5 protein-coding genes are annotated in these 4,416 nt (G+C 71.1%); 1 reads left to right on the top strand and 4 read right to left on the bottom strand.

The features are described 5' to 3' along the window. Nucleotides 1–718 precede the first annotated feature (718 nt). The 4 genes from tatC to ABFC67_RS02330 form a co-directional block, all read right to left on the bottom strand. Complete coding sequence (gene tatC, locus ABFC67_RS02315) at nt 719–1,483, bottom strand: twin-arginine translocase subunit TatC (protein WP_346736423.1); 765 nt, start codon at nt 1,481–1,483, stop codon at nt 719–721. Further along, nucleotides 1,458–1,814 (bottom strand): Sec-independent protein translocase protein TatB, encoded by a 357-nt coding sequence (gene tatB, locus ABFC67_RS02320; protein WP_346736424.1) that lies wholly within the window; start codon nt 1,812–1,814, stop codon nt 1,458–1,460. Before tatB ends, tatC begins: the two co-directional genes overlap by 26 nt. A 3-nt stretch (nt 1,815–1,817) precedes the next feature. Next, nucleotides 1,818–2,069, bottom strand: coding sequence for a Sec-independent protein translocase subunit TatA (gene tatA, locus ABFC67_RS02325; RefSeq protein WP_346736425.1), 252 nt, complete (start codon nt 2,067–2,069; stop codon nt 1,818–1,820). Between the two features lie 267 nt (nt 2,070–2,336). Continuing rightward, on the bottom strand, nt 2,337–3,035 hold the full coding sequence (locus ABFC67_RS02330; RefSeq protein ID WP_346736426.1) for a lipid-binding SYLF domain-containing protein: 699 nt from the start codon (nt 3,033–3,035) through the stop codon (nt 2,337–2,339). A gap of 123 nt (nt 3,036–3,158) precedes the next feature. Here ABFC67_RS02330 and hemH point away from each other — a divergent pair, with 123 nt between their 5' ends. Next, nucleotides 3,159–4,283: a ferrochelatase gene (gene hemH, locus ABFC67_RS02335; protein WP_346736427.1), complete on the top strand. Its 1,125-nt coding sequence runs from the start codon at nt 3,159–3,161 to the stop codon at nt 4,281–4,283. Nucleotides 4,284–4,416 lie beyond the last annotated feature (133 nt).

Raw genomic sequence — 4,416 nt, forward strand, 5'->3', positions numbered from 1 at the left:
ACCTCGCGGCGTAAGACGGGCATGTTTATGCAGGTTCATCCGGGGCTCCTGTGGGTGCTGAATGGGTCGCACCGCCAGAATCCCGGGTTCGCCCCGGGTGAACAACCTACTGAGAGATCACAGCTAGAGGCGTGTGCCCATGAGCTATACATTGCCATGGAGGCCGTAGTCGAAGATGCCGGACAAGGTGGCGCGAACTTCGCAGCAGATAAGGCGTTTGGCCGAGCTATGCGAGAGACAGTCCACGGGTCGGCATCCTCTAAGACTAATCCCCTTAGTCTTCGCATTGCCGCTACGGTAGCGGCTCTCGAGGCTGAGCTCAAAAGTCATTTAGGGCGCGGCTAACAATTTGTGTATGCCCCCCTGCAAGTGACCACGTGAGGTACGGGCGACCAAGCGCATCGATTGCAGTCGTGTATGCGGCCCTGGGGGTGCGCCGCGAAGGCTCGGGCCAGGATGCCGGCCCGCCCGCCTGCATGCGCGCGGGCGTTCGCAGGCCCGCGGCTGGCGCCGTTCGAAGACCCTGTTCAGCCACCGGAGCGAAGCCACGCGTTCGATCGGCCACGCGCGGCCAGGGGTGTTGCCGGCGCGCCGAATAGCGGTGTCGGGTTGGCGCGGCGGAAGCCGCTGTGCGGATTCCGCCCTACGTTTTTTTGTAGGAGCGGCCGTGGCCGCGACCTGTGGCGCCCGGGTCGCGGCCACGGCCGCTCCTGCGGGGTCAGGCCGCCGGCTCGTCGCCGCCCGCGGCGCGCGGCTTGACCAGGAAGCGCGCGGCCAGCACGCCGACTTCGTAGAGCAGGCACATCGGCACGGCCAGCAGGGTTTGCGAGAGCACGTCGGGCGGGGTGAGGATCGCCGCCACCACGAAGCAGCCGACGATCACGTAGCCGCGGCTTTTCACCAGTTGCTCGGGCGTCAGCAGGCCCGCGGCGACCAGGATCACCACCGCCACCGGCACCTCGAAGCACAGGCCGAAGGCGAGGAAGATCACCAGCACGAAGTCGAGGTAGTGGCTGATGTCGGTCATCATCGCCACGCCCTGCGGCGTGATGCTGGTGAGGAAGCGGAACACCATCGGCAGCACGAGGAAATAGGCGAACGCGCAGCCGAGGTAGAACAGCGCCACCGCCGAGGCCAGCAGCGGCCGCGCCAGGCGCTTCTCGTGGCGGTACAGACCGGGGCTGACGAACGCCCAGAGCTGGTACAGCACCACCGGCATGGCCAGGAACAGCGCGGCGAAGAACGCCAGCTTCAGCGGCGTGAAGAACGGGCTGGCCACTTCGATCGCGACCAGGTGCGCGCCTTCCGGCAGGCGCTCGACCAACGGCCGCGCCAGTTGCGCATACAGCCGGTTGGCGAACGGGATCAGTGCCAGCAGCACCAGCAGCACCGCGGCGATCGCCTTCAGCAGGCGCGAGCGCAGCTCGAGCAGGTGGCTGAGGAAGCCGAGCTCCTCGTCAGGTTGCGGATCGCGGCGGCTCATCGGTCGACGGCTTCTCGGTCGGCGCCGCGTCGGCGGGCGGCGCGGCCGCGGTCTCCGCGGTCTTGCGGATGGAGTGTTCGGCCTCGTCGAGGCCGCGGCGCAGGTCGGCCGCGGCGGCCTGGGTCTGCGTCGCCGCGTCGCGCGCCTGCTTCTTCAGCTCTTCCAGTTCCAGCTCGCGCTCGACCTCGGCCTGCACGTTGGCCCAACCTTGGCGCGCGCGGCGCAGCAACGCGCCCAGCGTGCGCGCGGTGCCGGGCAGGCGCTCGGGGCCGAGCACCACCAGCGCCACCACCGCGATCAGCAGCAGCTCGCCGAAGCCGACGTCGAACATGGCTCAGTCGGCGCGGTCGCGCGACTCGCTCTTGCCGGCCGGCGCGGACGCCTGCGCCGGCGGATCGGCGCGCAGCTGCTCGGGCTTGTCGGCCTTCTCGGCCTTCTCGCCCTCGGCGCCTTCGTTCAGGCCCTTCTTGAAGTCGCGCACCGCGGCGCCGAGGTCGGAGCCGATGTTGCGCAGCCGCTTGGTGCCGAAGATCACCAGCACGATGACCAGCACCAGCAGCCAGTGCCAGATGCTCATACCACCCATACGTCACCTCGTGAAAACGCTCAACCTTCGTTCGCCGGCCGAGGCTGCTCCGAAGGGCGGGAGAGGATACGCCCGAGCAGGAACGAACGCACCGCCGCACTTCCGATCCCGGCGTCATGCCCGCGCAAGCGGGCATCCAAAGCGCCGTTTCCAATGGATACCCGCTTGCGCGGGCATGACGTCCGCAGGGTCGGACAACCTTCCCGGACCGCTGCGCAACGGTCCCGAACGCTCACCCCCGGCCCTCTCGAGGCGGGAGGGAGAGCCTCACTGCGCAGTGTACTCCTCCAGCCTGTCGCGGAAGTCGACCACCGGGCCCGGCACGCCGCTGACGCCGCCCTCGAAGATGCGGCGCGCGGTCACGCCCTGGCCGTACACGGCCTGGTTGGCATCGTTGTCGATGCGCAGCGCGGCGCCGTCCAGGGCGACGCCGGCGAACAGGCCGCGCGAGCGCGAGTAGGAATAGATCTCGGCGTGCATCGCCGCGTCGGTGGAGGCGTTGGCGTAGCGGCCGACCGGGCCGGCCGCGGCCTGCGCGTCGGCGCCGAGGGTGAACTTGCCGTTGACGATGCCGTCCACGCCGCGCTGGGTGCGGAACACCAGCACGATGTCGGTCGAGGACACGCCGGCCTGGAAGCCGACGCTGCCGCCGGTGACCGAGACGAAGCTCGGATTCGACCAGGTGCCGTCGGGCGCCTTCACCGAAATCAGGCCCTCGCCGTGGCGGCCGCCGAAGATGAAGCCGGCCTTGACCACGTCGGGGATCACCGCGATCGCCCGGGCGTTCTTCAGCAGGTCCAGCGGCACCGCCTTGTCCGGCGCCTGCTGCATGGTCTCGTTGAGCACGCGCAGCGCGTTCTGCGCGCGCTCCAGCGCCTGCGTGCGCGTATCGGCGGCGTGCGCGGCGAGCGCGGGCGCAAGCGCCAGCAGGGCGAGCGTGGACAGTCGGCGCGACAGGCTGTTCATCGGGTTTTCTCCAGCAGGGGATGCGGCAAGGCTAGGCATGATGGCACCAACGCCACCTTAACGGACGCGCGGCCTTCGCGGCGCGCTGTGGCAGACTTCGCCGCGTCGCCGGAGTTCCCCGCCATGCCCGCATCGCCCCGCTACGTCGGCCTCGCCGGCCATCGCCACGACCGCCCGCCCGAGGCCGCGGTGCTGCTGGTCAACCTCGGCACGCCGGAGGCGCCGACGGCGGCCGCGCTGCGTCCCTTCCTCGCCGAATTCCTGTCCGATCCGCGCGTGATCGAATACCCGCGCTGGCTGTGGCGGGCGATCCTGCACGGCGTGATCCTGCGCGTGCGGCCGCGCCGCTCGGCGCACGCCTACGCGCGCATCTGGACGCCGGCAGGTTCGCCGCTGCGCACCGGCAGCGAGGCGCTGGCGAAGGCGCTGGGCGCGGAGCTGGCGCAGCGCCGGCCGGGGCCGCTGAAGGTGGCGCTGGCGATGCGCTACGGCGCGCCGTCGGTGCGCGACACGGTGATCCGCCTGCAGCAGGAAGGCGTGCGCCGGCTGCTGGTGCTGCCGCTGTATCCGCAGTACTCGGCGACCTCCACCGGCTCGGTGCTGGACGCCGTCGCCGACACGATCAAGGCGCTGCGCTGGCCGCCGGAGCTGCGCATCGTCAACGACTACCACGACCTGCCCGGCTACATCGCCGCGCTGGCCGCCAGCGTCGAGGCGCACTGGGCGCTGCACGGCCGCGGCGAACGCCTGCTGCTCAGCTTCCACGGCATCCCGCAGCGCTACGTGCGCGCCGGCGACCCGTACTACTGCCAGTGCCAGGCGACCGCGCGCCTGCTGGCGGAGAAGCTCGGCGTGCTGCGCGAGCAGGTGCTGGTCAGCTTCCAGTCGCGCGTCGGCCGCGAGCGCTGGCTGCAGCCGTACACCGACGCCACCGTCAAGGCACTGCCCGGCGAGGGCGTGAAGTCGCTCGACGTGCTCTGCCCCGGCTTCGCGGTGGACTGCCTGGAAACGCTGGAAGAGATCGCCATGCAGAACCGCGCGTGGTTCCTCACCGCCGGCGGCGAGCGCTTCCACTACATCCCCGCGCTGAACGACACGCCGCCGCACGTGCGCGCGCTGGCCGAGCTCGCGCTGGCGCACATGCAGGGCTGGCCGGAAGCCGCGCCCGGCTACGACCGCGCCGCCGCCGCCGCGCGCCAGATCGAGGCCAAGCGCCGCGCGGAGGCGCTGGGCGATGACCTCGGCTGAGCTGGAACTGGCGCTGCCGGCGACCACGCTGGCCGCGCGCGCCTGGGGCGACGCCGGCGCGCCGCCGCTGCTGGCGCTGCACGGCTGGCTGGACAACGCCGCCAGCTTCGACGCGCTGGCGCCGCGCCTCGCC

Origin of the sequence: Mizugakiibacter sp., from assembly GCF_039680435.1 — a bacterium.
Taxonomy (GTDB): Bacteria; Pseudomonadota; Gammaproteobacteria; order Xanthomonadales; family Rhodanobacteraceae; genus Mizugakiibacter.

Coding starts and splice junctions, on each gene's coding strand:
- tatC (WP_346736423.1), bottom strand. CDS start 1,483: ATGAGCCGCCGCGATCCGCAACCTGACGAGGAGCTCGGCTTCCTCAGC.
- tatB (WP_346736424.1), bottom strand. CDS start 1,814: ATGTTCGACGTCGGCTTCGGCGAGCTGCTGCTGATCGCGGTGGTGGCG.
- tatA (WP_346736425.1), bottom strand. CDS start 2,069: ATGGGTGGTATGAGCATCTGGCACTGGCTGCTGGTGCTGGTCATCGTG.
- ABFC67_RS02330 (WP_346736426.1), bottom strand. CDS start 3,035: ATGAACAGCCTGTCGCGCCGACTGTCCACGCTCGCCCTGCTGGCGCTT.
- hemH (WP_346736427.1), top strand. CDS start 3,159: ATGCCCGCATCGCCCCGCTACGTCGGCCTCGCCGGCCATCGCCACGAC.